This window comes from Kushneria phosphatilytica (assembly GCF_008247605.1).
Taxonomy (GTDB): Bacteria; Pseudomonadota; Gammaproteobacteria; order Pseudomonadales; family Halomonadaceae; genus Kushneria; species Kushneria phosphatilytica.
In genome coordinates, this window is the sequence record NZ_CP043420.1 from 2,027,218 (window position 1) to 2,052,054 (window position 24,837).

Annotated in this window: 31 protein-coding genes; 22 read left to right on the forward strand and 9 right to left on the reverse strand. The window is 55.9% G+C overall.

The genetic code is table 11. The annotated features are described in order from the left end of the window. Window positions 1-31 precede the first annotated feature (31 nt). Complete coding sequence (locus FY550_RS17140) at window positions 32-346, reverse strand: HNH endonuclease (protein WP_084388029.1); 315 nt, start codon at window positions 344-346, stop codon at window positions 32-34. Beyond that, the gene (locus FY550_RS16860; RefSeq protein WP_168169295.1) at window positions 343-516 is read right to left on the reverse strand and encodes a hypothetical protein; all 174 of its coding nucleotides are present in this window, start codon (window positions 514-516) and stop codon (window positions 343-345) included. The genes FY550_RS17140 and FY550_RS16860 overlap by 4 nt, the downstream gene beginning before the upstream one ends. A 208-nt stretch (window positions 517-724) precedes the next feature. Here FY550_RS16860 and FY550_RS09365 point away from each other — a divergent pair, with 208 nt between their 5' ends. Together FY550_RS09365 and FY550_RS09370 are read left to right on the forward strand one after the other, a co-directional pair. Next, window positions 725-1,492 (forward strand): hypothetical protein, encoded by a 768-nt coding sequence (locus FY550_RS09365; RefSeq protein ID WP_139148659.1) that lies wholly within the window; start codon window positions 725-727, stop codon window positions 1,490-1,492. A gap of 81 nt (window positions 1,493-1,573) precedes the next feature. Next, window positions 1,574-1,891: a hypothetical protein gene (locus FY550_RS09370; protein ID WP_070977667.1), complete on the forward strand. Its 318-nt coding sequence runs from the start codon at window positions 1,574-1,576 to the stop codon at window positions 1,889-1,891. Between the two features lie 588 nt (window positions 1,892-2,479). Here FY550_RS09370 and FY550_RS09375 read toward each other — a convergent pair. Then, the gene (locus FY550_RS09375; RefSeq protein WP_070977669.1) at window positions 2,480-2,962 is read right to left on the reverse strand and encodes a 3TM-type holin; all 483 of its coding nucleotides are present in this window, start codon (window positions 2,960-2,962) and stop codon (window positions 2,480-2,482) included. Here FY550_RS09375 and FY550_RS16865 point away from each other — a divergent pair. Beyond that, window positions 2,961-3,284 carry a hypothetical protein gene (locus FY550_RS16865; protein WP_168201481.1) on the forward strand — a complete coding sequence of 108 codons (324 nt, stop codon included), beginning with the start codon at window positions 2,961-2,963 and terminating at the stop codon, window positions 3,282-3,284. The two genes, FY550_RS09375 and FY550_RS16865, sit on opposite strands and share 2 nt — an antisense overlap. A 175-nt stretch (window positions 3,285-3,459) precedes the next feature. On the opposite strand, the gene FY550_RS09380 is transcribed toward FY550_RS16865, so the two are convergent. Continuing rightward, a complete protein-coding gene (locus FY550_RS09380; protein ID WP_070977671.1) occupies window positions 3,460-3,984 on the reverse strand; it encodes a glycoside hydrolase family 24 protein in 525 nt (174 codons plus the stop codon). 325 nt (window positions 3,985-4,309) lie between these two features. Further along, entirely contained in the window at window positions 4,310-4,687 is a 378-nt protein-coding gene (locus tag FY550_RS17250; protein WP_070977672.1) for an antiterminator Q family protein, read from the reverse strand. 116 nt (window positions 4,688-4,803) lie between these two features. Here FY550_RS17250 and FY550_RS16875 point away from each other — a divergent pair, with 116 nt between their 5' ends. After that, a complete protein-coding gene (locus FY550_RS16875; RefSeq protein ID WP_168169296.1) occupies window positions 4,804-4,962 on the forward strand; it encodes a hypothetical protein in 159 nt (52 codons plus the stop codon). A gap of 701 nt (window positions 4,963-5,663) precedes the next feature. On the opposite strand, the gene FY550_RS09385 is transcribed toward FY550_RS16875, so the two are convergent. The 3 genes from FY550_RS09385 to FY550_RS09390 all read right to left on the reverse strand — a co-directional run bounded on the left by FY550_RS09385 (window position 5,664) and on the right by FY550_RS09390 (window position 8,705). Next, entirely contained in the window at window positions 5,664-8,219 is a 2,556-nt protein-coding gene (locus FY550_RS09385; RefSeq protein ID WP_070977673.1) for a virulence-associated E family protein, read from the reverse strand. Between the two features lie 82 nt (window positions 8,220-8,301). After that, the gene (locus FY550_RS16880; RefSeq protein WP_168169297.1) at window positions 8,302-8,472 is read right to left on the reverse strand and encodes a hypothetical protein; all 171 of its coding nucleotides are present in this window, start codon (window positions 8,470-8,472) and stop codon (window positions 8,302-8,304) included. After that, window positions 8,469-8,705 (reverse strand): hypothetical protein, encoded by a 237-nt coding sequence (locus FY550_RS09390; protein WP_070977674.1) that lies wholly within the window; start codon window positions 8,703-8,705, stop codon window positions 8,469-8,471. The genes FY550_RS16880 and FY550_RS09390 overlap by 4 nt, the downstream gene beginning before the upstream one ends. Here FY550_RS09390 and FY550_RS09395 point away from each other — a divergent pair. Then, window positions 8,698-10,590, forward strand: a complete 1,893-nt coding sequence (locus FY550_RS09395; RefSeq protein ID WP_139148660.1) for a hypothetical protein — start codon at window positions 8,698-8,700, stop codon at window positions 10,588-10,590. The two genes, FY550_RS09390 and FY550_RS09395, sit on opposite strands and share 8 nt — an antisense overlap. Window positions 10,591-10,707: 117 nt before the next feature. Further along, window positions 10,708-11,160, forward strand: coding sequence for a hypothetical protein (locus FY550_RS09400; protein ID WP_070977676.1), 453 nt, complete (start codon window positions 10,708-10,710; stop codon window positions 11,158-11,160). Window positions 11,161-11,183: 23 nt separating this feature from the next. On the opposite strand, the gene FY550_RS09405 is transcribed toward FY550_RS09400, so the two are convergent. Continuing rightward, window positions 11,184-11,567 carry a helix-turn-helix domain-containing protein gene (locus FY550_RS09405; protein WP_139148661.1) on the reverse strand — a complete coding sequence of 128 codons (384 nt, stop codon included), beginning with the start codon at window positions 11,565-11,567 and terminating at the stop codon, window positions 11,184-11,186. A gap of 150 nt (window positions 11,568-11,717) precedes the next feature. Between FY550_RS09405 and FY550_RS09410 the strand changes: the two genes are divergently transcribed. The 16 genes from FY550_RS09410 (at window position 11,718) to FY550_RS09485 (ending at window position 24,830) form a co-directional block, all read left to right on the forward strand. Then, complete coding sequence (locus FY550_RS09410) at window positions 11,718-11,897, forward strand: hypothetical protein (RefSeq protein ID WP_070977678.1); 180 nt, start codon at window positions 11,718-11,720, stop codon at window positions 11,895-11,897. Window positions 11,898-12,068: 171 nt separating this feature from the next. Then, window positions 12,069-13,238, forward strand: coding sequence for a DUF2800 domain-containing protein (locus FY550_RS09415; RefSeq protein ID WP_070977680.1), 1,170 nt, complete (start codon window positions 12,069-12,071; stop codon window positions 13,236-13,238). A 77-nt stretch (window positions 13,239-13,315) separates the two neighbouring features. Then, window positions 13,316-13,930, forward strand: a complete 615-nt coding sequence (locus FY550_RS09420) for an ssDNA-binding protein (protein ID WP_070977681.1) — start codon at window positions 13,316-13,318, stop codon at window positions 13,928-13,930. 179 nt (window positions 13,931-14,109) lie between these two features. Then, complete coding sequence (locus FY550_RS09425) at window positions 14,110-14,448, forward strand: hypothetical protein (RefSeq protein WP_070977682.1); 339 nt, start codon at window positions 14,110-14,112, stop codon at window positions 14,446-14,448. Continuing rightward, window positions 14,445-15,089 carry a hypothetical protein gene (locus FY550_RS09430; protein WP_070977683.1) on the forward strand — a complete coding sequence of 215 codons (645 nt, stop codon included), beginning with the start codon at window positions 14,445-14,447 and terminating at the stop codon, window positions 15,087-15,089. Before FY550_RS09425 ends, FY550_RS09430 begins: the two co-directional genes overlap by 4 nt. Beyond that, the gene (locus FY550_RS09435; RefSeq protein ID WP_070977684.1) at window positions 15,086-18,109 is read left to right on the forward strand and encodes a hypothetical protein; all 3,024 of its coding nucleotides are present in this window, start codon (window positions 15,086-15,088) and stop codon (window positions 18,107-18,109) included. The genes FY550_RS09430 and FY550_RS09435 overlap by 4 nt, the downstream gene beginning before the upstream one ends. A gap of 65 nt (window positions 18,110-18,174) precedes the next feature. Continuing rightward, a complete protein-coding gene (locus FY550_RS09440; RefSeq protein ID WP_070977685.1) occupies window positions 18,175-18,477 on the forward strand; it encodes a PDDEXK family nuclease in 303 nt (100 codons plus the stop codon). Then, window positions 18,477-20,348 (forward strand): glycyl radical enzyme family protein, encoded by a 1,872-nt coding sequence (locus tag FY550_RS09445; RefSeq protein WP_070977686.1) that lies wholly within the window; start codon window positions 18,477-18,479, stop codon window positions 20,346-20,348. Before FY550_RS09440 ends, FY550_RS09445 begins: the two co-directional genes overlap by 1 nt. A 17-nt stretch (window positions 20,349-20,365) precedes the next feature. Beyond that, window positions 20,366-20,680, forward strand: a complete 315-nt coding sequence (locus FY550_RS17255) for a cysteine-rich CWC family protein (RefSeq protein WP_407657387.1) — start codon at window positions 20,366-20,368, stop codon at window positions 20,678-20,680. After that, on the forward strand, window positions 20,664-22,067 hold the full coding sequence (locus FY550_RS09455; RefSeq protein WP_070977687.1) for a DEAD/DEAH box helicase: 1,404 nt from the start codon (window positions 20,664-20,666) through the stop codon (window positions 22,065-22,067). The genes FY550_RS17255 and FY550_RS09455 overlap by 17 nt, the downstream gene beginning before the upstream one ends. Before the next feature lie 25 nt (window positions 22,068-22,092). Next, a complete protein-coding gene (locus tag FY550_RS17080) occupies window positions 22,093-22,638 on the forward strand; it encodes a DUF6378 domain-containing protein (RefSeq protein ID WP_233350190.1) in 546 nt (181 codons plus the stop codon). Further along, window positions 22,635-22,814, forward strand: coding sequence for a hypothetical protein (locus tag FY550_RS09465; RefSeq protein WP_070977688.1), 180 nt, complete (start codon window positions 22,635-22,637; stop codon window positions 22,812-22,814). Before FY550_RS17080 ends, FY550_RS09465 begins: the two co-directional genes overlap by 4 nt. Then, window positions 22,807-23,013, forward strand: coding sequence for a hypothetical protein (locus tag FY550_RS09470; protein WP_139148662.1), 207 nt, complete (start codon window positions 22,807-22,809; stop codon window positions 23,011-23,013). Before FY550_RS09465 ends, FY550_RS09470 begins: the two co-directional genes overlap by 8 nt. Further along, window positions 23,010-23,372, forward strand: a complete 363-nt coding sequence (locus FY550_RS09475; RefSeq protein WP_139148663.1) for a hypothetical protein — start codon at window positions 23,010-23,012, stop codon at window positions 23,370-23,372. The genes FY550_RS09470 and FY550_RS09475 overlap by 4 nt, the downstream gene beginning before the upstream one ends. A 163-nt stretch (window positions 23,373-23,535) precedes the next feature. Next, window positions 23,536-23,754, forward strand: coding sequence for a hypothetical protein (locus FY550_RS09480; RefSeq protein WP_149054498.1), 219 nt, complete (start codon window positions 23,536-23,538; stop codon window positions 23,752-23,754). Between the two features lie 656 nt (window positions 23,755-24,410). Continuing rightward, window positions 24,411-24,830, forward strand: coding sequence for a hypothetical protein (locus FY550_RS09485; RefSeq protein WP_070977692.1), 420 nt, complete (start codon window positions 24,411-24,413; stop codon window positions 24,828-24,830). The last annotated feature ends 7 nt before the right edge of the window (window positions 24,831-24,837 follow it).

Below are 24,837 nucleotides of genomic sequence, written 5' to 3' on the forward strand. Positions count from 1 at the left end.
ACGCGCACGCACGCGCTATAGAATGTCGCGCCTAGTGCCAGTGATCACCTGGATCGACAGGCTGGCCGTCGGCGTTCCCACCCGGCTCTGCGCCCTTGTGCTCGTGTCGCTGCTTTACGCTGTCGTGACATGTCTTGCACAGCGCTTGCCAGTTTGAGCGCCGCCAAAATAGTTTAGAGTCGCCACGATGTGGCTTTATATGATCGACGACTGTTGCGGCTGTCACAGCGCCTTGGCGCTCGCATATGACGCATAGCGGGTTGTTTGCAAGATATTGAGCCCGGGCGCGTTGCCATTTGCTGCCATATCCGCGCTGCGCCGTTGTCTTGTCGCTGCGCCAGGTCACAGCGGACGCCCTGCCAGGTCGGTCTGCTGCGGGCTCTCGCTTTCGTCGCTTTGCTCTAACAGCGTCAGCACAACGCGATCATTAGACGCTGCTAGAGCGTCGATGGCTCTCGTCTGATCGTGAATCGCTGCCGTTAGCTCTCTTAGCTCTGTTTCTAGTGATTCGTTCATAAGCTACTCGCGCCCAGCGGGCCGCTTTTTCTCGCCTTTCCTGACATGATTTGCAGGCCATAACTCACTGATTTTGTTGAATTAATAAAATCTTGTATGTTTTGTTGTATTTTTTGTTTGACGGTCCCGGATGTCAGATGTATTGTATTAACCATCGCAAGGCAAGACAGACAGAACACAGACAGAAATACACAGCGAGGACGAAGAAATGACTACTGTTAACGAAATGACAGACGCGCAACGCCAGGCCATCGCACAGCTCGAAACCATCGAAAACGCGATGAACGCCTATCATAACGACTGGGACGAACTGGAATCGCTGCGGCGGCTCAAAAACGATGACGCCCACCTTGCCGGGTGGTCACTTGTCGGCTGTATGCCAGACAGCGAGCCGCAGTCATACGACGACGCCGACGACGCCCGTACTGCGCTTGTTGATGAACTGAATGAACGATCCGAAAGCCTGAGCGAACTGGCCGAGGCCGCTGTCAGCGAAGATGCAGCCGAAGCGCACCGGAGGACCGCCGACAACTATCGCGAAGCCGCCGAACAAATCGAACTAGACAAACTTACGAGCATCGTCGTTAACAGCTCTAATTTCTGGATCACGCCCGACGAAAACAAGGGCCTTGATGCTGAAAGCGCCGCCGAACTAGCCGAACTGGAAGCTGCAACCGATGGCCACGACGATCAGGACGAAGCGCACGACGCAATCTACGAAATACCGCTTAGCGTCGAGTTCCGCAGCGGCTGGACAACTCCTGAACAGGGTATGCAAGCGAGCGAGTTCCGCATCGTGCTTTGCACCGGCGGGCCTCATGTCGAGCTGCGCGGCGAGCTTGATAACTACGGCGAACCTGATGATTTTGAAGTGCATTATGCTGACTGGGGAGAATCTGGCCAGCTTCACGGCTTCCCTGTTAGTAGCGACATGATCCTAGAGTTCTGCCGGATGGTCGGCACTTACTACGGCTGATGTCGCCTCGCCCCGGTGGGACGGCAGTAAAAAATTTGCCCAGATTGTCTTATTTTATGTAATTTGTAAGGATTATCAGCAATGGATAACGCAAAAATCGTTACTAATAATGTGCCGCGCCCGATAATCCTGGGCCTTGGGCTGTCAGAAAAACAGATGGCAGAGTTCGATTACATCGAAGATGTTTACGATGCGAGATTCTTTGAGTATAAGGGCGAAATATATGATTTAGGTGACGCCGAAGCAATAACGGAAAAGGAACGCCCGAACCTTTATAGCAAAGGCTGGGAGGGTATCTACGGTGAAAACTATTTTTCCGCCGTGCTCGTCAAATACTATCACGATCCCATAAGCGGTATTGATACGGATTATGTCATTGTCGGAAAGGTGTTTTCTTAACTATGCCGAAATACCGCATAACAAGCCAATCCGGGCGCTATACCCGGATTAAAGGCAACACACTACAAAACGCCATCGAATCAAACTTTCGCAAGTTATCGAAGCTGGCCGGGCTCCCGTGTCCGCCGGGGGCGCCAATTGATGTACAATCAAGCTATCAGCCAGACGTCGATAACGTCGAAACAATAATAAGCGTAAGACTATACGGGAAAAACAAAACAGCGGTGTTATGGTCAAACGCTGACGCTAATGATATGCCGCTACCCGTTCACCATGCCTTATTTATGCTCGCTTGACGCTATCGACGCCAGCAAACCACAGCCCGCCACCGTGCGGGCTTTTTAATGTATATAGGTCGGCATCGCGCCGACCTTGCGCAGCCGAGCGGAATCACTCCGCCAGGTGTTCTATCAGGGCGCCAGCTTATACGCTGCCAGGCGGCCCAGGCCATAAGGCCAAGCCAGCGCCCACTTGCACATGTATCGCCAGTCACGCCCGCCCCAAGACTCGGAACGGCCGCGCAAGTCTTTCCCAAGATTCGACAGCGCGAGCCCGACCGCAATATATGTAACTGCTACTGAATACGCTTCAATCATTGTTATCCTCTGTTTTCGCGTTCTGATAAATCCCCTGGCGGGCGCGCTCCTTTTCGGCTTTGCCGCGCTGCCAATCGCTCGCAACCTTACGGGCGCTTTCCCCCGCGACATATCCGCCGACGCCCAGCTTTAATAACGTCCACATCTGAGCGGGCAAGTCGAGCATCAGGCCGCTGTCAAAAATCCAATCTAAATACGGTGCCAGGATGTAGTTATTCCCCATGATCGCGACGATCATCAGCATCAGGATCGGCCGCCAATCTCGCGCGATTGCTGACTTGCTTTCGGCTTCAGCTTTGATAACTGACACGCGCGCTTTTAGGGACTTGCTCTGCTGGTCGATGACTTCAGACTGAATACGGCGCTTTAAGCGCTCGGCCTGGTCTTTGTCTTCCACAGTCTGGTCGATGATGTCGAGCACAGGACCGGCCACCGCGCCGATGGTCTTGCCGATCGAATCCGAAATAACGCCCATGGTTAGCGCACCGTCCGAAGAAATTGATATGCCGTCCGAAGAAATCGACGTACCGTCCGAAGAAATTGACGTACCGTCCGAAGAAATTGACGTACCGTCCGAAGAAATTGACGTACCGTCCGAAGAAATTGACGTACCGTCCGAAGAAATTGACGTACCGTCCGAAGAAATCGGCTCAGCGCCCGGATTCATCGAGGCGAGACTCGACCCGACTGACACGATCAGAGAGCGCATTGATCCGACCGTTCACGACGCCGAGATCGCTCTGCACTTCATTGTCGGTGATGAACTTGCTGCTCTGCCGGCGCAGGTCTTCGCGTAGCTGCTCTACCTGAGTTGTTAACCCTTTCAGACGCTCGTCATATCGAGCTGACGAGTCACTAAGTTCAAGAACCGTAACCCCCACCCATCCGATCAATGCAGCGATTATGGTGAGTAATAGAGACTGAATGTGGCGCTCAAGCATCGACTTTGCTCTGCCCGTGTTCATATCATTGTTATCCGGCATCATCCTTGACTACTCTATCGAACCAGTCCTTCTCTTCGTGCTTTAACTCTCCGCCAGCGTCCATATACGCCTGTATGACGTGCTCAGCGCTATTCTCGTGCTGCCCGTACCCGGCGCCGGGGAGTGACGCCCATTCCTTACGACACTGCTCTATAGCCTTGCGAATATCACCGCGCTTCACTGCCTCGGTGGCGCCACGATAGTCGATAAGGAACAGCGCCGCGCGGTCTTGATTGATCGGGCGGAAATCGTCCAGCGAAATCGACTTCTCGGCCCAGTCCCAGGTGTCGGCCAGAAACTGGTAACGACCCGCAGCACTCGAATGGATGCCCAGGCTGGGCAGGTCGATCACGCGGTCGGGATGCTCGCTATAGCCGCTGAATGTCTCACCGCCCACCAGCACGTTGTAACCGTCGTCGCTTCCGATGGACGCGGTGCCCTCGCTTACCGCGATAGCATCAATCATCGCGCACAGGTTGTAGCTTCCGGCTTCGGATGGGGTGATACGTGGCATATAACAGGGTCCGACGAAATTGGCCGCTGTGAGTGGCACCCTCATACAACGACAGGGAGACGAAAACGAAGGGCCGAAGAGGCCGAGGATGCCGTTCACAACAGCCGGATATGAAAAAACCGCCACCGGGAACTCCCAATGGCGGTCTGTGTCTGCCCGTCTTTCCGGGCTGTCTAGCCCATCTACTGTCGGCGTTGCCAGTGAGTAGGAGGACTTCCGGTGCGCGACCCGGCTTGTTTGGAATCGACTATGACTCTGCCAGTCTCACTACCCTACGGTAAGCGGCCGTAGGATACCTACAATTATGCACATTCTGGATTCCATGTCAATACTTGTATGTTATTCTTTCAGACAAATAGCAATCCATCCACGCTTCCGCCGAGTTCAGTAGAGACGTGACCCTGGACTTGGGCATATCCAGCGACCGAGCAATGCCCCTGACACTGGGCTCAGAGCTTCGATAGTAGAACGACAGTACGTTACCCATCTCGGCATGGCGGTTGCACATTGCAGCGACGCCTGTGTCCACTGTGAGCGCGTCGTCATCCATTATCTCGGCAGGAGAGGGCCCACCTGCCATGGTGGGTTCAAGAGCCGCCTGTACCGTCTCCACGTTAGTTTTCACCCGAGGGGAACCGACGCTTTGGCGTGACCAACGTCCCCACTCTCGTAGCAGTTTGGTCGTCTGCTTGCTCACCGACATGACATTGCCTCCGTAGTCGCGTATCGACGTTATTGTATACCAAATTCCACTAGTACAACATACATGTACATACGTGTTATTATAGCGACATAAGCAGATTAAGGAGTTTGGATAAAATGGAAACTACTATCCCTTACCACCGAATGACCCTGGATGAACTGCTCAGCGAAGCTCGGGTTTCTGATGACGATCTCACTGCCGCGCTGGCGAATCGACTGGAGGACTACCACAACCTGCTTTACCGATCCCCAGGACGACAGGTCGAATATGACTGATATGATAAACCCCGCTCGATGGCGGGGTTTATCTTCATTCGGTCCTCCATACCCGTAGCCCGTCATCGACCCGGCGAGACGTAAACCGCATACCCTTCCTGCGCCCTGTCTGATAAGCACTCACCTGGGCACTCCGATAGCTCCCCTCGTCGGTAATGAGAACGCTCTGCCCTACCTCCATTCGAGCAAAGGGGTATCTACCCGGACGGCCCCGGCCAGGGTTCGGAATGTCGAATCCGTTTTCTATTTCCATGTCACAAAATCCCTAAGAGAATGTATTTCGGCATACTACACAAAATCATACAAGAGGTCAACGACTTTGCCCGGTTTTGAAGGGCTGGACACGTGGACACGTTGGACAGCCAAAAACCCTTGTACCTTTTTATGGCGTTTTGGAGCCACTACACAAAGCCGCTATCTGGTCATCTCGGCTCTATATCTCCATAAAAGTTTTATAGGGGAAAATGGTGTCCCACCTGTCCATATGGTCTTAAACCCGGACATGGCAAGGGCTGAGAGACGGACACGAATTACCAAAAGTGGTGTCCAGTGCTGTCCCCTTTGTCCACATAGATGAGAATTTTTCTCATCCGATCTTGATGTTGGACACTACCCCGTCCCACCCTTTGTCCAAAAAACCCGGCCAAGTGGGCCGGGCTATTCAACAATATTATATACAACCCCTTACAACAAAAGCACAGCTATTCGGTATCATACGCCCCGCCGATTCGGAAAAACCGACGCTTACGCTGTCCGCCCAGTCGGACTCGTCGGCTATCCTTCGACCAGCCGGGCGTCCGAACAATGCAGCGTCGGACCATCGCCTGTTCTGACTGACTGGGCGGCCTGCTCGTGCCGCTTACGGCCTGCCACACCTCTCTGACATTCGCCGTCTGACGTTGTCCGTTCTGCCAATTGGGCAGCTCGTCTTCCGCCTCTTCTTCCAGGCTCTCCATGGCTGTCGGCTCGCTGGCGTTCAGGTAATCGGACACATCGTCCTGAATGGGGTCGAGGTCGACACGCTCTTCCTGAATCTCTTTCGATTTCTCCAGGGCCTCGCCTTCGAGGTCCAGATACTCGCCCTGCCTATAGCGCCAGCGGGCCTCGGCCCATAGCTGGTCACGTTCACGCCTGAGCCCGGCGATGTCGATTTCCACCACCTCTACCGGCCAGAAGCGGCGGTTCCCGGTTTCGTCTTTCAGGTATTCGCGGCTGTTGGTTGTCCCGGCGAATACACACTGGCGCGGGAAGGTCGACGCCCGCTTGGCATACGCCAGCCGGGCTCGATCCTCACGACGCGACATGAACTCCTTCACTTCCTCGACCTCGGTGCGTCGCATCGCGGACAGTTCGCCCATTTCGACGATCCAGACCCCGTTGATCTGCTCGATCACCTCCTTGCCGGAGAACGACGAGATGGAGTCACTGAACCACTCGTCGCCCGCCAGCACATTGAGAGCTGTCGATTTACCGACGCCCTGGTCCCCCTCCAGGATCATGGCACAGTCGAATTTGATGCCCGGCCGCATGATCCGGGCAACGGCGGCCACCAGCCACTTCGAGCCGATCTGCCGTGTGTACTCATCGTGCTCGACACCCATATGGTCACGCAGCCAGGTGTCGATCCGGGGCGTACCGTCCCATTCGAGTGACCGGATATAGCGCCGCACCGGATGGCGCCGGTTCAGGTCGGCCACCACGTTGACGGCATGGACCACGGACTGCGGCTGGAACTCGGCACCGTAATGGCGACGGATGTAGTCAATCAGCCGGTGGTCATCCCGATCCTCCCACAGACTACCGTTCGTCGTATCCTCGATATGGCGCCACGGGAGCGACGAAAACGCCCGGATTTCACCGCACATTTCGTTCAGGCCGATGGAGTGACGCAGCCGGTCGTCACATATCATCAGCATCTTGAGGTTGTACCCCGTCTTTTCGAGCTGGGCGGTCTTCTGGTTGCGCTCCAGCAGGCTGCGCCAGTCGTCCGGGCGATAGGCCATCAGCCGGGCGAAGAGGTTATCGTCGTCGGCCTCGGTGCCGCCGATCCCCTCGGCGTCGTCGCCACGGTCATATTCGCGCTCTTCACCGAAGGCCGCGATCTCATCCTCGGCGCCCTCGAACAGTTTCTCCGCCTGCTCATCGTTGACGTGCCCGGCCTCGGCCCGGACACGGGGATCGCTGGCGCACTGCTCCAGCATGGCCCTGTAGCTGTCCTGCTGGGTGATGTCGGTATCCGGGTCGTCCTGGTCGCCACCATGCAGATAGACGCGGCACAGGTCGAACGCATTGGTCGCATGACGCTCGCACGGGTCCGAGGCATGTGTGTTCACGATGTGATTGCCATCACCCGTCACAAAGGCGCCTCGACCCTGCCCTGAGCCCAGCAGGTAATTGAGGGTTTCTTCCTCCCGGTCATGCCACTCGAAGATGTGCGGCAGGAACTCATCCACGATTTCATTGATCGAGTACGCCCGATTGAACGCACCGACCCAACCGGCCTTTGCCGTGGCTTCGGGCATATCCTGTTCGCCCCGTGCGGCCTTCTCACGGGCGCGTTCGACCACCTCGGGGCTGATGTCCAGCTCCACCAGCTCTTCGCCCAGCAGGGATTCCACGAATCCGATGCGTTCGCCTTCCAGCGGGTCGGTTGCATCGTTGGTGAACTTCGGGTTGGCCGTATAGATCGGCTGGACCGGGTTGAACACGCTGCGGTCGATGCTGAGGTCGCTGTCCTTCGCCCAGGCGCTCAGGGTTTCGCCGTTGTAGGGCGTCTCCAGCATGAAGAAGACGTGGGCCTTCAGGGAGCGCGAGAACCCGGCGCTGGAGCTGAAGTGGTAGACGAACGACCGATCGTGGAACTCTCCGGGCAGCGTTGCCTCGATCCATTCGATCAGCGCGTCCTCGCTGGTCGGGTCGGACTCCGGTTGATAGTCGTCAACGTCGAAGCACAACCAGTGATGTGCCACATCCTCCATGGTTTGCAGGTTTCGGCGGACACGGCCTTGGCTATCAAACATATCGGGGGCCGTATCCGGGGTAACGCTCTCGCGCCGCTGGCCCCGGACCACACAGGCGTATGACTTCCGGGATACTGAAGACAGAAAATCATATACATCGGACAGCGTTTTGATCGGTGCCGTCTCAACCGAGAAATGCCGCGCCCTGTCGTAGGAGTGCCAGCTCTCGCCGTCGAACGTTTTTGCCATTCGGCGCTTGCCGCCAGCGGTCTTCAGGATCGTGATGTGGTCGGTCAACTCATGTCTCCTGTTCGGTATTTAGTTCAGCTTCCTGCCAGCTTCGGCCCGATCCCATCTTGCTTTCTGCGTGATCGCCTGCTCAATTCATGCCATCGACGATCAAAATGATGCCGAACACACATGAAACGGCCATCAATACTGTCAGCAGCGCCAGCGGGTTTTGCATGATCGTGATGTAAAACCCATACCCCATCAGGGACAGCATGGGTGTTGTCAGTGCGGCGCCCATGAGCACTTTTCCTTTTCTCATGCCGTGCCTCTCCCAGGGTCGATGGCGTCGGCATATGCACGAGCTGCTTCTGCATACTGCTGTGCGTTATTTTCCGGGTCAGATTCAGCTTTAAATTCAAGCCATCCGGCCACTTCGCGCCAATGTTTCGCCTTGAATGGTGCGAGCGCATCGCGCTCTGCTTCTGCCTTTTCGGCACGCGCTTCCGCCGCCCGAATACGTTCGTAAAGTGCAGTGCGGTCCATCTTGTCCATTCGCATCATTTTCTTCGCCGTATTATTTTATGTCTTGACGTATGAAATACAAGATAACACACTAAGCACCGTCAGCAATAGCGCTGGCATCGAAGCGCCAACGACAGCGGAGGCTGGAATGACTGAATGGAAGAACACACGGGTACGAGGCACGACGGCATTTGCGAGCAATCACGAACTGAGTGTTGGCGACATCGTTCTAACTCGTGACATAGGGAACGGTGTTCGGGTCACCAAAAACGCTAGTACGTATGGCATGACCTCCGGATATTCGCCTGAATACGAGGTAGTTGACCTGCCGAACTTCATGCGGGCTCGTGTCCTCCATACATGGACATTCGCGGGCGACCACGGCCTGAAGAGCGGTGACATCGTGCCGGTTCGACGTGTCTATAGAGGATTCGAGACGGTGATTCCCGGTACTTTCAGCGGCGACGGCGGAGCTTACGAACTCATTGACGATCAGGAGAGCGGTATGTACCCCATTAGTGGCGACACCTTTATCAGCATCCAGAGGGCTGTAGAAAACGGACGTTATGTCCATATCCGAGCCCGGGCCCGGGACCGCATGATGGGTAGTATTACCCCCGGCACCGACTATCTTATTCAAGGTCTGGATGGGGACCGTGATCTGCTGATCGCGGATGACGACCGAGACACGCGGCCGATTACAGTTAACCAGGCTCGGTTTTTCCAGCTAGTGACCGACCTGACAACCGCTCCGGGTCAGGATAGTCAGGAGAACCCGGGGACAGTAATCACCGATGACGTGTACAACTCGATCATTGGCTCTATTCGTGCCGGTCACGAGGTCGTCGTACAGGCCATCTCCAGTTTCGCGGATACGTCAAAAGGCACTACCTATTCGCTGCTATCGTTGAACGCTGATGGTCTGCCCGAGTATGGCGACGACGTGGATGATCTGATGGGCCTCCATCGACAGCGGGCGTTCTCCCATTTCCGAGTCATGTCCGGATTGTATGGTGATGTAAGTAATACAACAGAACCCATCAAGCGCGGTGACTACGTCCAACTGAGCGCTGGTCTCAGCGACGAGCAATTCGATGAAATCGTCCGGGTCATGGTGAATGCCGGTGGCTGGCGAGGTACACCGCTTCAGAATGTCAGTGGCAAGTTCCTGCTCCTGGATAAGCGGGACGGCGAAGTGTGGACCGTGAGTTATTCGTCTCTCATTGCCGGTGCGAGTCGAAAGATGACCTACGACGATATTTTTGGCACCGACCGTGACACTAATGAAGACGGCTTCACCATCTGGACGGGTGGGCGTTGCCCTGTAGATATCGGAACCCTAGTCGATGTCAAATACCGTGATGGTAAGTATAACTACGGTGTCGGAGCGGGCTGTACATGGGATACCTCCGGTTCAACTCCTGATCGTTGTGCTCATGATTGGTCTAGCCGAAATAGGCCTGCTTCCATCGTCGCCTATCGTCTGCATCAATCTGAAGAAAGCAACACTGGCGGTACCGATGTTGGCGACCTTCCCCAACTCACGTTTGATGATGTCCGGTATATCGTGGCAGAAATCCGGGCCGGGCGCTCGGTGACGCTGGTCTGCCGTTATGACGACGATGCCATGCACCAGGTCACGAAAGGTAAACGCTACTCCGTCAATGCGTTGGATTGTGCCAGAGACCCGCTTATTACCACGGACTCGGGCCGAGAGAAGGACATCACATCCGGCTGGTACGTCAACTTCAGTCTGGAGCGCGGCCGCGAGCCGCAACTCCATAGCTTTGAAGGTATGACTTCAGACGACCTGGCAACGCTAATCCGACAGCGTCAGGAAGAGTCCGCTGAAAAACTAAGCCGTGCCAACGAGGCCCGCGAGGAGCTGCAACGTCGCCTTAATGATGTCTACTGATTAAAAACTGTATGGGCACCCAGTGTTTGGCTCTGCCCTTACACGTCACAGTAGGTTACTGAACGCAGTGTTTAATCCAAGATATTGATTCAACTGAGACATCAGGGAGCCGAAGAGATGAGCGACCAGATTACGATTAACACTACGCTGCCCACCATCGGCGCTGTCGAAATCGTAACGGACGACCCGGCCAAGGCCCGGGATATGATGCAGGAAATGGCGAATCTGGATAAGGCGCTGGATGACATCTATAACAAGGCGGCCACTAAACCGGAGGCATCTGAACTTGTCGCTTCTCAGTCCGAGATCGCTCATACCGATGCGGAAACCGGGTCAGAGCCCGAACCCGAAGCCGAACCCGATAACGGCGCCGCCATCGAAGGAACTGAAGAGTCCACGATTACTCTGAAGGATATTCGGAAGGAGCTGAAGGAGATCGACAGTGATACCGCCAAGGAACTGATTGGTAGGCACCTGCCTGAAGGAGCGAGGGTCACATTGAGCAAGGTGCCGGAAGGCGAGCATCAGGAATTGTATGATGAAGTGATGGCGGCCCGACAGGCTGCCTGATGGGCAAGCGCCCTACGGGGCGCTTACTCATGCTCTTTCAGAAGGTTGAAAAGTTCTGTCAACTGCTCGAACGACATAACGCGATCCATGCGAACTCGATAAGTACCATCACTACGCTGGTCGATGCTCATATCCCCTGAAGAAGCATCCGACCCCCCTACCTCTTCTGTAGCCATCATGGAAGGAAAGTCGATACCCGTTTCATTCTGAAGAGCCCGAGCGTTTTCGGGATGCGGCAGCGAGGCCATGCGTACATACCTGCTTATATGGTCACGCGGGATGCCGGTGCGCCGACTAAGATCGGACTGCGTCATCCGATTGCTATGGATATAGTCCTTGATCGCCTCGGAGACTTTTTTCATCGCGTTCCTACGCTGGGCCCCGCGATAAGACATTGATTCACTCATTTATTCTCCCCTGCGCATGTATGTATATGACTTACATAATACCATACTTAAACGTTCAAGTGTAGGATTACATGAGTTTTATTTTTGCCTCATTGACTGTCGCTTCGTATGTATGATTTTATGTATTTTGTAAATAGAAAGGAGGCGTAGATGCCGGGCGATATTAGCGTACTGAAAACGGAAGAAGACCTCGTCAGAGCTACAAAGCCTGCATACCAGTATCGAGATGTGGTCTTGGTGGATGGCCGACTGTTTGAGGTGAATGTGGTGAGGCTTACGGAAGCTGGGCAAACGCCAAGAGCAACCATGGAGGTGCTGAAAGATGATTGAGTTTCTGCTGTGCGTACTGTACGGAACCGTATTTCTATATGTAGGGGAAATTGTATTCAGCAGCTTACGAGCCTACAGAAAGCAGCAAAAGGATTTTGAGGCGAGCTGTGAACGTCGCAAGGCTGAACTCCGCCAGCAAGCGCGACTCACCAGCAACAAGGGCCGTATTGCATGATTGAACATGGTCAACGCGCGCATTCCCGGCTTAGCCCCAGTAGTGCTCACCGCTGGATGAAATGCCCCCGCTCGTTTTGGTGGGAGCCCGACTTTCCCGATAGCACGAGCCCCCATGCCGAAGAAGGCACGGCAGCGCATGAACTATCCGAAAAGGCACTGGCCGAAGGGAAGGATGCTCGCAGCTACGAGGGCCAGACCTTTAACGGGTACAAGGCCTCCGAAGAAATGGTGACGGCTACTCAGCTATACATCGACGCAATCAACGGCACCCCCGGTGAGCATTACCTAGAGGAACGTCTGGAGCATCCCAACATCGCCGGGATGTTCGGAACGGCGGATGACGTGGCTGACGACGCCCCGACCCTGTATGTCTCGGACCTGAAGTACGGTAAGGGTGTTCAGGTGGAGGCCCCCGGCAACGCCCAGCTCAGGATTTACGGCCTCATGGCGCTGCATCGCTTTGGCGTGCTGAACGACTACGAAACCGTGGTGACTCGTATCCATCAGCCTCGGCTTAACCACACCAGCGGGGAAGAGCTTACCGTGGATGAGCTGGAGACATGGGAGCAACAGAATCTTATTCCAGCTATCAACCGGCTGGATGACGAGCCTGAAACCATGGTGGCCGGTGACCATTGTCGATGGTGCAAGGCTGCTGCGGTTTGCCCGGAGCTGGCCCGCGTCAACATGGCAGCGGCGGAAGGTATGTTTGAGGATGATGCCCCTGCCCTACCGACCGACATCACCGAACCTGAGCTACCGTCGCCCGAGAGCCTGACTCGCGATCAGATCGTGGCGATCCTGGGCCATCGTAAGCAGATCGAGAACTGGCTGCGAGCCATCGAGACTCATGTGTCTGATGCGCTACAGGCCGGTGAAGAGGTGCCCGGCTACAAGATGGTTGCTGGCCGGACTCAGCGCAAGTGGGAAGACGAGGGCCAGGCGCTGGAGGCCGCCCGGAGCGCGGCATGGGACGATGAAATCCTCACCACGCCCCGCTTGAAGACTCCGGCCCAGCTCGAAAAGGCCATCGGGAAGGAACGATTCCGGGAACTGATGGAAAACCACGTATCCCGGGCCCCGGGTAAACCGACTCTCGCCCCGGAGTCGGATAAACGCCCGGCATTGGAGCTGCGTAATCCCGAGTCCCTTTTTGACGACTAAATGTATGTTGTTGTATTGAATACATGGCAATACATTGATACCCTGATTACCGTTAAATCGAAACGAGGAAGACAGAAATGACACAAGTGAAGACTCCCACCTTCCGTGGTTCCTACATGAACAAGCTCATCGAGGGCGAGGAAAAGCAGAACAACGAGGGGAAACCGTACATGGCCTACAGCCTCCGCGCTGACTTTGAGCCGGAAGATTGCCCTGGTTTTGATGCCGGTGACCCGCGTACCTATCCGAATTGGGCGAAGGAAGCCATCGAGGAAGCCATCGAGACTGGCAAGACAAAATTCTGGAAAGGCAAGCGTCCCAATAACCTATCCATGCCATTCATGGACGGTGACGACGCCGATAAGCCGGAACTCGAAGGCAAGGTCTACTGCAACATGAAGGCGTTCGGGCGTCGCTGCCCGGTACTGGGTATGGACAACAAGGCCATCAGCCCCGACGGCGGTGGACTCAACGAACAGGTGATTTACTCCGGCGCCTACTACAAGGCTGTCATCACCTTCGCTCCTTACGATGCCCAGGGCAATCGTGGCGTCTCTGCTCGGCTGGTTGCAGTTCGGAAGGTGGATGATGGTGAGCGTATGGCAGGCGGCATCAGTGAGTCCCAGGCCGAGGACATGTTCGGTGATGAGGACGGCACCCAGGCTGCGGTGGAAGACGATTTCCTTTCGTAACCGTTGTCAATAGTTGTATGGCCCCTGCGGGGGCCTTTCTGAACAGGGAGGAAGCATGATTCGACCCTTGATTATTATCGGCGCCCTGCTGCTTATCGGAGGCGTAACCGGGGCCTCCGTTGTCACTTGGAACGACCACTCCAGCAGTCACGACCACTCCATCTGTGACGGAGGCTGAGATGAGTCTGGAAGACAGTATCAAGACCGCCTGCGTCAGAACGGGTTTCGTCGTCAGCTTGTGGGCGTTTCCGGTATCCAGTGGCGGCTGGCATAACCTGACCGGGTTTGTCGTCTGGCTTATGGCGTTCGTATCTATCTGGGCTGCGGTAGACGATTCGGTCGATCTTTCGGACGCACGCTTAACCAGGGTCAGCAAGTTGTACGACTTTCTATATGCCGTGGGGGCTCTAGCGCTAGCCTTTCATGGCTATTTCCTGCTCACGGTGCTGCTGATGCTCGGTTTTTTCGGTATGCGTGGAAAGCGATGGCAACAGCGGAAAGCCGGAGGCGAGGCATGAAAGATACAGTCCTTTGCCTTTGTGATCTCACCGGGGCCTTCGCGGCCCCGTGGATCAGAGCCGGATACCGAGCCGTATTCATCGACCCCCAGCACCCCGAGGGGGTTTACTCAAACCATTCTCAGAGAGCCGTGGGCCATGTAATCGACCACCCCGAGTCATGGCGAGTAATCCGCGAGGAAGCGCACCGTATCGCTTTCGTGGCTGCCTTCCCGCCATGCACTGACCTGGCCGTGTCCGGCGCCCGGTGGTTTTCGCACAAGGCCGAGAACGATCCGGCTTTTCAATTCCGCGCCATGCAGGTCGTCTGGCAGTGCCACGTCATCGCGGAAATGCTGGGTGCCCCCTGGTTCATCGAAAACCCTGTATCCCGTATCAGTACGTTCTGGCGCAAACCTGACCATTCGTTTCATCCGTGGCATTACGCGGGTCTGGAGCCGGAGGACAACTACACGAAGAAAACCTGTCTCTGGACGGGAGGCGGATTCTCCATGCCTGATCGCGTAACGCTGGAGAGCAATGAGGCGCCGGACGACAGGATTCACAAGGCTGCCCCTGGCCCTGAACGAGCCAACCTTCGTAGCGCCACTCCCCGTGGTTTTGCCCGTGCAGTTTTCAACGCCAACGGAGGCCGGACGTGACTGACATCAGTGACATCGTAACCCTGGATGTGGAAACCCGTTCTACGGTAGACCTGCGCAAAACCGGGCCATGGCCCTATTCGGAGCACCCCAATACGGACCTCTGGTGTGTCGCCTGGACCGTTGGTGAGGGTGAGCTGAAAACGTGGCGGCCGGGTTACCCGGTCCCTGATGAAATCGGTCATCTACTGGAAAGCGGATATTTCTTCGAGTTCTGGAACGCCGACTTCGAGATCGCCATCTGGATCAACATTCTGTCCCCGAGGTACGGGTGGCCTGCACTTCCCCTTGACGTTGTCAGCGACGGCATGATCCGTGCCTGCATGATGGGCCTCCCCCGGTCACTGGAACAGGCCGGTCATGTGATGAAGGTGGACATGCAGAAAGACGAGCAGGGCTCCCGCCTCATGAAGCAAATGGCGAAGCCTCGCCGGATTGAGGACGACGGCACCATTGTATGGTGGGACGACGCGGATCGCGTGGATCGCCTGACTGAATACTGCCGCCAGGACGTTCGTTCTCAACGCGCCCTGAGCCGGGTGCTCCGTCCCCTTCCGGCCGCTGAGCGCGCCAGCTACCTACGCACCCTGCGGGCCAATGTCCGGGGTATCCGGGTTGATACCGGATTCGTTGACCGTGCTGTTGAGCTGCTGGACTACCAGGCAGCGGCGTACCGCCAGCAGATCAGTGAGCTGACGAACTACGCCGTCACCGCGCCGACTCAGGTGGCCGAGATCAAGTCATGGCTGGCCGACCACGGCGTAGAGCTGGAAACACTCGACAAGAACCACGTCGCTGACCTCATCGAGGAAGGCAAGGTGCCGGAGAGTGTGCAGCCGGTAATCGACATTCGTGCCCAGGGTGGTAAATCCAGCGTATCCAAGTTCCCGGCGTTTCAGCGGCGGGCAAATAGCGATGGTCGTATCCGTGGCGAGTTCATCCACCACGGCGCGTCCAAGACAGGGCGATTTTCGGGTAGTGGCGTCCAGTGTGTAACCGGAGAACACGAGGTTCTGACACCCGAGGGGTGGAAACGTATTGATTCGGTGGTAGGTGGTGCCCGGATCATGCAATGGTCGTCGGATGGTTCGTTATCATGGGTCGACGCCCCGGTGAATTGCTACGGCCCGGCAGGTGAACTGGCGGAGGTATCAGGGACCATCATTCGTGGCCGTTTTACCCCGGACCACCGTATGCCGGTCAGTACAGGGGCTGGCCTGTCCGATACCTGTCCGGGTGCCCTTGGCAGGCTCAAACGGAAAGACGGCCTGGTCATCAATGGAACAGCGGATCAGCCCGGGCTTGGTCTAACAGACACCCAACTACGCATTCTGGTGGCCTTTCAGGCAGACGGCGGATGGCAGAAGAAAGCCGCCAAATGGCGGTTCACTAAACAACGCAAGATCGAAAGACTCAGCCAGCTTCTCGACCGGGCCGGTATCACTTACAAGACGACCATACAATCTGCGGGGGTGACAGCTTTCAGGATCGACACTGCTGAAGTCCCGCACTGGCTTTGTAAGCGGTTCGATAGTTGGGTGCTGGGTACATCCGGTCGGCAAGCCGGGATCATGCTCGAAGAGTTACCCTATTGGGATGGTTGGCGGCACGCGAAAAACGGTGCCATTTCCCTGTCGTCACCTGACCGGGATCAGATTGAGTGGATGGCTACCATTGCATCCCTGGCCGGGTATACGGCAACCGTTGGGTACTATCGAGCCAAGAAAGGTGGCCATTGGCGGATTTATGTGCGTAGCAGCCGAACGACATCCGTCACCGGGAGTAGTATCAGACGGTATGCCAGCAATGAGCCTGTTTACTGCCCGACCACCCCCGGTGGTTATTGGCTGTGCCGGTACGACAACAGGATTTTCGTAACGGGGAATTGCCACAACCTACCCTCTCGCGGCGGCCTGGGCTGGCAAGAGGCGGATGAAGTCCGTGAGACGGTCATGAACCATCCACCGGCTGAAGCCGCTGAAGAAATTGACCTGTTACACGCTCAGGTGCCTACCGCCTTGTCCTCCTGTCTGCGCGGGGTTATCACCGCCAGTGAGGGGTACAAGCTCTATTGTGCTGACTACTCCAACATCGAGGGGCGGTTTGCAGCGTGGCTTGCTGGAGAAGACTGGAAGCTGAAGGCGTTCAGGGAGTTTGATGCCGGTACTGGTGAAGACCTCTATAAGGTCGCGGCCAGCGGCATACTGGGTATCACCCCGGGTGAAGTCGATAAGAAGATGCGTAACGCTCTCGGTAAGGTTTCCGAGCTGTCGCTTCAGTTTCAGGGCGGGGTCGGCGCGTTCCTGTCCATGGCGAAGACCTATCGTGTGGAGATCGCGGATTACTGGGACGTTATTCAGCAGAGCGTTGAGCCGTCAGTCGTTGAGCGGACACTTGAGGCATGGGAGAGCCGAGGTAAACACTCCGATACCGAGTATCGGACCTGGGTGGCTGCCGAGGCCGTGAAACTGGCCTGGCGGGATCGGCATCCGAATATCGTCCAGGCGTGGTACGAGTGCGAAAACGCGATGGTCGAGGCCCTGCGAACGCCGGGGACCGCCCACTATGCCTGCGGCGGTAAAATGGCCTTCCAGGCTCGCCGTATCAGTGGTGTCCCCTTTCTATTGCAACGCCTACCATCCGGTCGGCTCCTGTATCTCGCGTACCCATGGTTGGAACACAAGAAAACCCCATGGGGCACGACAAAGCCCCAGGTGAACTACTTCGGAGTTGAGTCACAGTCCCGCAAATGGAAGCAGTTTACCACCTATGGCGGCGACACCTTCCAGTCGGGGGTTCAAGGCGGTGCATGCGACATCATGCGCCATGGCTGGGCCAACCTGGAGGATACAGGGGGTTACAGCGTGCTGCTGAACGTTCATGACGAGCTGGCTGGCGAACACACTGATGGTGATATAGCCGAATTTGAGCGCTTGATGTGTTCACTACCTGATTGGGCTGAGGGGCTGCCGGTAACCGCCGAAGGGTATGTAGCGGATCGTTACCGCAAGGATGATTAACATGCGCCCATTGTATGTAGTTGTATTTAACTACTACAATTTACGGTCCATACAAGGAGGTGCCCATGCCCCAGGAGATCGATATAGAAACGGCTTTTGTCCGACATGTGCGTAGACGCGGATATGAAGCCCTGAAACTGGTACTTGCCAGTCAACGCGGCTGGCCCGACAGGACATGCCCTCTGCCGGGCGGACGAATCTGTTACATCGAACTCAAACACCCCGATGGCACAGGACGTGAGTCCGCTCAGCAGAGAAAGACCCGGACGTGGCTGGAAGCACGAGGCCACCCGGTATTGGTAACAGACGACCTCGAAACCGCAAAGATGTGGTTTGACGAGCAACTTGAGATAGCGAGAGCACTGTAATGACCGACCAATCCGTAGAAATCCTGAGCGACATCACCGTTCACAACAAGTACGCACGTTATCTTTCCGAGCAACAGCGCCGGGAGACGTGGTCCGAGCTGGTGGACCGAAATGAGGGGATGCACCAGCGTCGATACCCGGCACTCTCTCATGTGCTGGAAGACCTCTATACGGACTACGTGCTCCCGAAAAACGTGCTCCCGTCGATGCGCTCTCTCCAGTTCGCGGGCTCACCGATCGAACAGTCTCCGAACCGTATCTTCAACTGCGCATATGCCCCTGTTGACCACCCTGACATGTTCAGCGAAACGATGTTTCTGTTGCTCGGGGGCACCGGGGTCGGGTACAGCGTGCAACGTCGGCACGTCGAACAACTCCCACCCCTCAAGGGGCCGAAAGAGCGCAGTCGGCGCTACGTAGTGGGAGATAGCATCGAAGGCTGGGCAGACGCCGTAAAAATGCTCATGGAGTCGTACTTTCACAACAAGGCGACAGTCCGTTTCGATTACAGCGACATCCGGCCCAAGGGCGCGGAGTTGGTGACCAGCGGCGGTAAAGCGCCGGGGCCGCAACCGTTGCGAGACTGCATCGAGACGATGAGGGGGCTTTTGGAGTCTGTCGTCGAGCTTCGTGGATATGGTACGCAGTTGAAGCCTATCGAGGTCCACGACCTGATGTGCCACATCGCTGACGCCGTTCTCGCAGGTGGCATCCGCCGAGCTGCACTTATTTCACTGTTTTCTGCTGACGACATGGAGATGATGCAGTGCAAGTCCGGCCCCTGGTGGGAACAGAACCCGCAACGTGGTCGGGCCAATAACAGCGTCATCCTGCATCGCGGCTCCACCACACGAGAGCAATTCGATGACATCTGGAAACGTGTCGAACTCAGCGGTGCCGGGGAACCGGGCATCTATTTCACAAACAACCTCGACTGGGGTACTAACCCCTGCGCAGAAATCGCTCTACGGCCGCACCAGTTCTGCAACCTGACCGAGATCAACGCATCGGATGTAACCGATCAGGAAGAGCTGGATAAACGGACCATGGCGGCGACACTCCTGGGGACGCTTCAGGCTGGCTATACCGATTTCCACTACCTGCGGGACATCTGGCGCCAAACGACCGAAGAGGATGCGCTGCTCGGTGTTTCGATGACCGGCATCGCATCGGGCGGCGTCGTTAAACTCGACCTGGATCAGGCAGCCCGGTTTGCCACCTTCGTGAACCGAGAAATTGCCGACGCTATCGGGATCAATCGAGCCGCCCGAATCACCACGGTCAAACCTGCTGGGACAACCTCCCTGGTGCTGGGGTCGTCGTCAGGTATCCATGCTTGGCACAACGACTACTACATCCGTCGAATGCGGATCGGTAAGAACGAGGCACTGTATAGCTATCTGGCAAGCAACCACCCCGAACTCGTCGAAGATGAGCTGTTCCGACCGGAAACCATGGCCGTAGTGTCGGTTCCTCAACGGGCACCGGAAAGCGCTATTACCCGCGAGGAAAGCGTATTCGACCTGCTCGAACGTGTGAAGGACTTCAACCAGCGCTGGATTCAGCCCGGTCATCGGCATGGTGATAACAGCCACAACGTGTCCTGCACGATCAGCGTTCAGGATCATGAATGGGACGCTGTAGGCGACTGGATGTGGGAGAACCGTGACCAGTACAACGGTATCGCGGTCCTGCCGTATGACGGCGGTAACTATGCCCAGGCGCCGTTTGAGGACATCAGCCGTGAGGAGTTCGAGCGGCTGTCATCCGGGTTGACAGAGATTGACCTGACGCAGGTGACCGAAGAAGAAGACAACACTGACCTCACAGGTGAGGCCGCTTGCGCCGGGGGCCAGTGCGAAATTACATGACCACATTGTATGTAAATATGTCGCCCTGTATTGGCATATGCAACCTCAACTCCGGCATATGCCGGGGTTGTTTCCGAACCTTGGACGAGATCACAGGCTGGAAAGACATGGCTATGAGCGACCGTGAATCGGTTATGAGGCAGATCAAGGGCCACCGGGCTACGCATCATTGCCCTGAATGTGGGCATCCAAGCTGGTGTGCCATGGAGAATGGCAATTCCGTTAGTGCGTGCTGGTGTTCCCGTGTCACGGCGGCTCGGGCAATCGAGGGTGAGAAATGCCTCTGCCGGCGATGCCTGTGTACGGAGTTGACTGATGGCGCAAACACTTGAGCTGGAGGACTACCAGAAAAAGGCTGCCCGGTTCGTAATCCAGATTCGTCGCTGTATGTTGGCGTTATGCCCGGGGCTGGGCAAGACAGTATCCGTGCTGGCAGCATTCAGGACGCTCAGAAAACACGGCATGGCGAGTAAAATGCTCGTCGTTGCCCCGCTCAATCCCGCCAAGATGGTCTGGCGTCAGGAGGCGTCGAAATGGGAGCCGTTCGCCGATATGGACGTTCGGCTGCTCCATGGCTCCGGGCGAGAGGCCGCTGCGCATAGTGACGCAGACATCCATGTCATCAACTATGAGAGCCTGAACTGGCTATACGACCAGTTCGATGAATGCCCTTACGACGTGATCGTTCTGGATGAGTCGACCTACTTCAAGTCGCCCCAGTCCAAGCGTCGAAAGGCCATTCTGCCGTGGACATGGGCGGTACCCTACGTTGTGGAGTTAACCGGTACGCCCTCCCCTCGTAGCCTCGAAGACCTGTGGGCTCAGATTCACATTCTGGATGGCGGCCGGGCGCTCGGTCGGTATGTCACGCACTTCCGTGACCGATATTGTTACCCGAAGCACAAACGCGGGCATGTCGTATATGAGTGGGGTTTCAAGGAAGGCGCTGAGGAAAGCATCCATGCGGCCGTAGCCCCTCGGGTTCTGCGCATGAGTGCCGAGGATTATCTTGACCTCCCTGACTATGTGTTCCGGGACATCGACGTTGAGCTACCACCAAAAGCGATGCGTCAGTACCGATCCATGGAAAAGGAGATGTTTGCGGAACTCGACAACGGCGATGAGTCCATCGCCCTGTCAGCCGGGAGCGCACGCGGTCGGTGCCACCAGATGGTCGGTGGTGGACTCTACAAGGATGATCGTGAGGGGGAAGACTACTGGCACCTGCACAATGCCAAGACCGACGCCCTGAAGGTGCTGCTTGAATCGCTACAGGGGCAACCGGTCATCATAGCAATACAGTTTCGTCATGAACGTGAGCGGGTCGCACAAGCTGTGAAGAGCATCACTGGGAAGGAGCCGCCAGCCGTAGTCAGCGGGTCGACGGTGGACACCGCCGTGTTGCAGGAGGAATGGAACGCTGGTCAGCACCCGGCCGTCATTGTTCACCCAGCGTCTTTGTCGCACGGAGCGAACCTCCAGAATGCCGGGGTCGGTATCGTCTGGTATTCAATGACCGACAATCTGGAACACTACGACCAGCTCAACCGGCGACTCCGGCGTCGCGGGCGCACATCCCCAGTTATGGTATGGCATATCAAGGCCGTGAATACAGTAGATGAGGCCATCATCTCGCGTGGCGGGGAAAAGTCACAGACGCAGCAAACACTCCTTGACGCCCTGCATTCGTATAGGCACGATGTATGTAGTTGTATTTAATACACATCAATACGAGATGGGGACGATGAGTACCGAAAAATTCACTATAGACCTCAACCATTTGGATTCTCCTGAGTTCGCTCGGTTCGTAACACAGGATCGTAATGGTCGTGTCGATTTTTGGCAGGAAAAGCCAAACCAAAGCTACTTATTTACCGGATGGGTCCCCAACAGAGCTTTCGGTGGAAGAAAAACCGTTGTGGCTCCAGAGATTGCCCTTGCGAACCCGGAATGGCGCCAAGCAATCGTCGAGCTGCCTGTTTCTATGCCCGAAATGTATGAAGATGTATCGCATACAGCGACAGATTTCTTGGATAAGGCTCGCAGCCATATGGAAGACCGGGCCGCCACTTATGACAGCCCGAGCGGTGAGCGGTCCATGGGCCTCACGGTTCAAGCGTTCAACGTCATCACGGGCCATGAGCTGACCGAGGAACAAGGCTGGCTATTCATGGAAGTCCTCAAGAAGGTTCGCAGTCAGCAAGGTGACTACCGAGAGGATAACTATGAAGACAGCGTTGCTTACGCATCCCTTCGGGGAGAGACAGCAGCCAAGGAGAGGAACCGATGAGTACCGTCTTCACTATGGTCAATCTCTTTTGCGCCATCGTCATTTATTTCCAGTCAATGGCTTACGCACTCGATAGCGAATGGCGTACGAGAAGCAGTATGACCGGCCGCGTTGTTCCGGCTCTCATGGCGGCCTATATCACGTTCGACATACTAAAGGAGATCAACATTGGCTGACGTAGCAGACAGGGGTAGCCAGCTTACTGAACAGCTTCTGGATGAGTACCTGAAGGTACGACGCCCTACCGTTCAACTCGAACCGATTGGCGAGTGCCGCAACCCGCTTTGCTGCCTCGAACTGGACGATCCCCGAGCGCTTTACTGTGACCCGGGCTGTGCTGAAGAACATCAATGGGTGATGGAGCGTGAGCGATGAGTTATATCGAAATGTTTGCCCAAGACCTGAAAACCACGGTTGAACTGTGCCTGGGTGAAGTCGATAGACAGGAAAACGAAGATATTGATCGTGCCGTTGAGGAGGAAATGTCCCGTCGATTTTTCCCGGCCAAGACCCGTGAACAGGCACTTAAACGTATGAAAAATCGAGGTGGTGCGTGCGATATTGAACGAAATTACTTCCTCATCAAGGCAACGTATGCCGAAGTCAAGCATTCCCTTCGACGCCTTCGGTCAACATGCGCTCTTGCCCTATCCGCAGACACACCCTTCAAAGCATGCGTTCAAGTTTCATCAGACGAGGCTCATCTCATTGAATGTTGGGGAGGTGCCAGATGATTCGGTATTACCTGCGAGATACCGCTGGGACTATGTACTGCCTCGACCCAAGCCAGGAAAGCAGTGTTCTGTGTGGCCTGCTGGAACGGCTCAGGAACCATGAGATCACGGAGGTCACTTACCCTGGGTCCGGCATTACCTTCAATCGTTGCATGGGGGTAGCATGACCGAGTTCGATCCGCACTACGTTCGCATCGGCCGCCAGCAGGCGGCCCATATTCTCGGCCTGAGCCTGTCAGAGTTTGATCGTCGACGCCGTGACGATCCACGTTGCCCGGACGGGGCCAAGGATTCCCCGGCCCGTGGGTCCGCCCGCCTCTTCCGCCTATCCGATATCTATGCGTATAGTGAGCAGTTGATGTTAGGGAACGACAGCCTCTGACTTGAACGGCTTGCCCATGAGTAAAAGCAGCTCCAACAAAGGTTGCGGCCGTGCGATAGAGTTTCTGATCTTCTACACGACCGTGACCACCTGCTTTATATGGTCCGAATACTGGTACGTATGGATCGCGATTGCCCTGGGGCTTCGTCTGTTGATACCGAAGAGTTGGCGGCCGAGCGTTGTGAGCCGTAGCACTTACCGCAAAATAAGAGGAAGATAACTGTTAAGCTCTGTTTTTTTTGTACCTGCTGGTGTACCGGATAGCACTAAAAATGCCCGTAGCCCGCATCAAACGGACATCGTAAGATGCAGGCTCCGGGCACCATTTCCATCGACCACGATGGGTCGGGTAGAATTTCCGAACGGTAGTGTCCCTTCCCTGCTTTTTCCTGAACCTTTCTGCACTTCCTTGCCACTTGTACGGTCATTTCTGTCTGTCACTGATACCACTTTTCAGGCGTTGCAACCGGGAATATCTTCGATACCTCTCTGGTGAAGGGCTTGGAAATAAAACTTCGCCATTCATCATTTCGAGGCCCTGGGCATAAAATTTGTGCCGAATCATACTTTTCCAGACTTTCTACTGATGCCCATGGTCCGGGTTCGGTTAATGTGTGTAAAATGAGTGCCTCAATCCGGGATGGAATCCGAACGCCGTGTCCGATTATATGAGCTTCCTGTCCGGCCACAGTGAACTGACCGAGTGGATGATCACCTTCTTCGGCAATGCCTCGCTGTTGGTCCTCTGGAGTCTGACCACGCTGGTATTGACGATCATGATGACGCTTGTGCGTTCCACCAGACAGGAGCGCCGGCTGAAACGCTGGGCTCGTGCCAGCGCCCTCAATGTCGCGATCTCCATACTGGTAATCGTGATCATCAATATCCTTTCCGAAGGGTATCTGCTGGAGTATGTCGAAGGCATGGCACGCTCGCGGCGGGCCATCTTCGTCATGAATTACGCCTCGATCTTCACCCTGGTGCTGATTCCCTTGCAGTGTCTGCTGCTCGTACTGTTTTCGCGCCGTTCTGCAAAAAGCAGAGAGCGCAGGCGTCAGCGGCACCACTACAGTTGACAGAAAA